The 3,860-nt window shown below is 41.0% G+C and carries 5 protein-coding genes; 4 read left to right on the top strand and 1 reads right to left on the bottom strand.

Translation table 11 applies throughout. The features are described from left to right. Together F6K27_RS32625 and F6K27_RS32620 are read left to right on the top strand one after the other, a co-directional pair. Positions 1-210, top strand: a 210-nt coding sequence (locus F6K27_RS32625; RefSeq protein WP_287280058.1) for a hypothetical protein, incomplete at its 5' end; no start/stop codon positions are given. A 359-nt stretch (positions 211-569) separates the two neighbouring features. After that, complete coding sequence (locus F6K27_RS32620; protein ID WP_192901338.1) at positions 570-752, top strand: hypothetical protein; 183 nt, start codon at positions 570-572, stop codon at positions 750-752. 9 nt (positions 753-761) lie between these two features. Here F6K27_RS32620 and F6K27_RS32615 read toward each other — a convergent pair whose 3' ends face one another. After that, on the bottom strand, positions 762-1,805 hold the full coding sequence (locus F6K27_RS32615) for an alpha/beta hydrolase (RefSeq protein WP_287280057.1): 1,044 nt from the start codon (positions 1,803-1,805) through the stop codon (positions 762-764). A 223-nt stretch (positions 1,806-2,028) separates the two neighbouring features. On the opposite strand from F6K27_RS32615, the gene F6K27_RS32610 reads away from it, so the two are divergent. Next, positions 2,029-2,997, top strand: coding sequence for an SDR family NAD(P)-dependent oxidoreductase (locus F6K27_RS32610; protein WP_287280055.1), 969 nt, complete (start codon positions 2,029-2,031; stop codon positions 2,995-2,997). A 135-nt stretch (positions 2,998-3,132) separates the two neighbouring features. Further along, positions 3,133-3,666: a zinc-binding dehydrogenase gene (locus tag F6K27_RS32605; RefSeq protein ID WP_287280053.1), complete on the top strand. Its 534-nt coding sequence runs from the start codon at positions 3,133-3,135 to the stop codon at positions 3,664-3,666. Positions 3,667-3,860 lie beyond the last annotated feature (194 nt).

Below are 3,860 nucleotides of genomic sequence, written 5' to 3'. Positions count from 1 at the left end.
GGAAGAAGGAAGAAGGAAGAAGAAAGAGGGAAGAGGGAAGAAGGCTACCCTCGCAAGAAAAAACCATCATTTCCTGTAGATATTCACCCTTGGGTTTACACAAACGATATAAACGGACATGATATCAGGACTTACGCAAAGGCACTATGTATAGAGTCCAATGACTATTGGACAATAGTTTTGAGGGCTATATATAGCGTATCTGCGTAAGTCCTAAAATGATTATTATTATCAAACGCGAAAAATCAATATTTTAGACAGGGTCTTACAGCGGTTTTCATTTGGGTAAACCACAGTAGGAGCGATTTCCTACGGAATGCTCCTAATTACGCGAATCGCCCCTACAAGATTTTGCTTGTGAAGATGTGGTTCATCAAGAGTGAAAAGCGCTGTAATAGTTGAAACCATTATCCCACAATGGTTTTGAAGCTATTTTCATATCAAGTCCGTTGAATTCGGTATAAAAAAATGTTCCATCTTCAACCATTACCAAATATTTCTCAAGCTCCCCATCTCCCCTACTCCCCCAGGGTGAATTTATTGTCACGCCTAGAAAAAAAGAGGAGGGGGTGGGGAGTGTGGGAGGTGTGGGGAGTGTGGGAGGTGTGGGGAGTGTGGGAGGTGTGGGGAGTGTGGGGAGTGTAGAAAGCACAGGAACTCAACAAAAAATAGGGTTGCAAATATTCTCGCTACGACAAAGAATTAGCCCTGCCCTACTCCCCTACTTCCCTACTCCCCTACTCCCCATCTAATTACGGATTCTATATCACCCCGTGAAGCACAGATGCTAAAAAGCGTTCGGTATAATACAAAGCAAGCTGATTGCTAATCCCAGGAAAAACTGCGTCAAAGGAGTGTTCTGCCCAGGGGATTTCTAAAAAAATAGCCTGGTTGCCAGTTGCTCGCAGTTGATTGTATAAAACTCGTCCAAACTTAGGTTCTACGATGTGGTCGCGACCTGCATAAACCAGTAAAGAAGGGGGAAGAGCAGGTCTAACATAACTTTTGGGAGAAGCTTTTTGATAGAGTTCTAAGAGTTCGTCTGGTGTTCCTCCCAAAAAATCCCGCAGGACAGTATTTATATTGATAGGATTGGGAAAAGGTAGATTGCGGAACTGTTCTATTAAGTCACTAGGTGCGTAGTAACTTACCACTGCTCGAAAAGGCATAGCACCTTGCTCGTAAGCAGCCAGAGTTGCTAAATGGCCTCCTGCTGAACGACCCATTATCGCTATGCGTTCAATATCTACTTCCAAATTATCCGCATGGGCTTGAATATACTGCAAGGCTGCTCGTACATCTTCGAGTTGAGCGGGAAATTTATACTTGGGTGCATGGCGGTAATCAATAGCTATTACTGAGTAGCCTTGAGCTGCTATGTAACAACTAAACCTCTCATAGTTATCAGGACTGCCTTGTCTCCAAGCTCCACCGTAGACAATTACCACAGTAGGAAGCTTCTGCAACTTTTGTGTAACTAAAGGCTGGTAAACATTTAGTTTGAGGTCTACTCCATCGGGACTGGCAAAGACAATACCTCTTTGGGCCCGAACTTCCTTTTTAGGAAGCCCGCGAAAAACGTCTGTAAGGACAAATGGTTGGGGGCGCATTTGGACTTTTAAGTCTTCAGGAACACTTTGTAAATAGTCTGTTCCCAAAACCGTCTCCATCTCAACAGCAAAGTTAGTTTTGGTAGTAGCTAGCTGGCTCAGTGGCAGTAAACTTAATATTAGGCCAAGTAAGCTAGAGATGAAGATGATACCAGACAACCAAGTTTTGTGAACAAAAACTGTTAGTATAAGCACAAACAGATTCAGGCAAATCAGCCAAGGGCTAATTTCAGGAGATCCCACTGCAAAACGTAAAAAAAAATAATTTGGAGCAGGAACTATAATCCAGAGACTGAAAAAAAGTCCTAATATACTCAATAGCAACGGAATTAACCACCAGAACTGTAAAATCCCTGATAAGTTTGGTTGAGGCATCATTTTTCGCTAAACTGTATTTGGTAAACTATAGTAAGTAATTATGACAGACCTGAAAGGTAAAGTAGCATTGGTTACAGGAGCAACGCGGGGTATAGGTAAGGGCATTGCAATAGGTTTAGGTGAGGCCGGTGCTACTATCTATATTACAGGTCGTAGTCTCGAAAGACCTTGTGTTAACGATGGCGTTTCCGGTACTCTCCAGGAAACACAGTTAGCTATTGAAAAAGCTGGTGGTAAGTGTATTCCTGTTCAAGTAGATCATGGGGATGACGAGCAAGTACGGTTACTCTTTGAGCGCATCGAAAATGAACAACAGGGACAACTTCATATATTAGTGAACAATGTCTTCTCCGGAGTAGAAGCTATTAGAAATGCCTACGGTCAGCCATTCTGGAAATCTGAACCTAGTCTTTGGGACCTGGTGAATAATGTAGGTCTTCGCAGTCACTATATTAGCAGTGTATTTGCTGCCCGAATGATGGCTCCTCGTGGGGGAGGAATTATCTTTACTATTTCTTCCTGGGGTGGTATGTCTTATCTATTTGGTGCTGCTTATGGTGCGGGTAAGGCAGCAAGCGATCGCCTGGCAGCAGATATGGCAGTAGAGTTAAAAGCAGATAATATTGCTTCTATATCTATTTGGCCGGGAATTGTCGGTACAGAACATATAATTAATTTTACCAATCAATTGAGTCAAAGCAATACTGTAGATAGTTTTGGTGATAGTGAAAATTGGGAAACTCCTTTGTTTATAGGTAGAGTTATTGCGAATCTGGCTGCTGAACCAAGTATTATGAGTCATACGGGTAAGGTGCGAATTGTTGCTGAACTTGCTGAAAAATATAATATTCTAGATGAGAATGGTAATTGTCCTATATCTGTACGTTCCCTTCGTTTTTTAATTCCTTTTACTATTCCTGCACTGAGAAAATATGCCTGGTTAATACCAAATTTCAAAATCCCTTGGTTTTTATTGCTATGGGGAAGGTTGATATCACCTCAAATTTAATTATTGGATAGTAATGGTATAGGAGGTGTGGGGAGTGTGGGACGTCTATGGGTTTTTATGAATTCAGAAGACAGCTAGAATACAAGTGTGATATCATGTCCGGTAGCATCGTTTGTGTATAGAATTAGGTTAAAATTGGAAGAAACCCTTCTGCCTTCTGCTTTCTGCTCTCTGCCTTCCTTACCACCAAAGTCTAATTATTCAACCGGACATGATATGAGTTATATGGTTGCTGAGTTAATCATCGTTGATAGATGGTTTCCCAGTTCTAAAACCTGCTCTAACTGTTTAGCGTACGCATTCTTTCCTGATCATACCTTCACTTACCAACGCCCAATTTTAATTATCAATGGTGCAGGGAGAGTTGGTTCTATTGCGATTCAAATAGCGAAAAAGTTAGCCAAGCTTAATATTATTGCTACAGCTTCTCGTCCTGAAACTATCGCTTGCTGTCAAAAACTTGGTGCTGATGAAGTGGTCAATCATCGCAATAATCTTGCGGAAGAGATTGATAAATTTGGTTATCAAAATGTCGATTATATTCTGTGCTTGAACGACACTGATGGTAACTGGCAAGCTATGACTAAAGCTATTAAACCCCAAGGCACGATTTTTTCCATTAGACATCTCCAGAAAAGAGGCAGTAGGCAGCTTTGCTGTAGGCAGTAGGGGGAAAGAATTGATAATTTATGTGTGAGAATTGATTTGATTTTGGATTTTTACCAGATGTCTATTAGATATAGCAATGAGCGCTGGCATCTTTACATATTACATAAATATTGATAATGTAACATAAAAGTAACTGTATGAGCTGTATTTTTCATAAATTAGGCGATCGCTAAAGGTTAAAGTTTTAAGGATGC

It is taken from the genome of Okeania sp. SIO2F5, assembly GCF_010692685.1.
Taxonomy (GTDB): Bacteria; Cyanobacteriota; Cyanobacteriia; order Cyanobacteriales; family Microcoleaceae; genus Okeania; species Okeania hirsuta.
Note: the sequence above shows the minus strand (reverse complement) of the source record. Positions and strands in the feature narration are given on the sequence as shown.

What these genes read in the sequence shown, in the direction of transcription:
- F6K27_RS32610 (WP_287280055.1), top strand. Translation starts at nt 2,029, where the DNA reads ATGACAGACCTGAAAGGTAAAGTAGCATTGGTTACAGGAGCAACGCGG.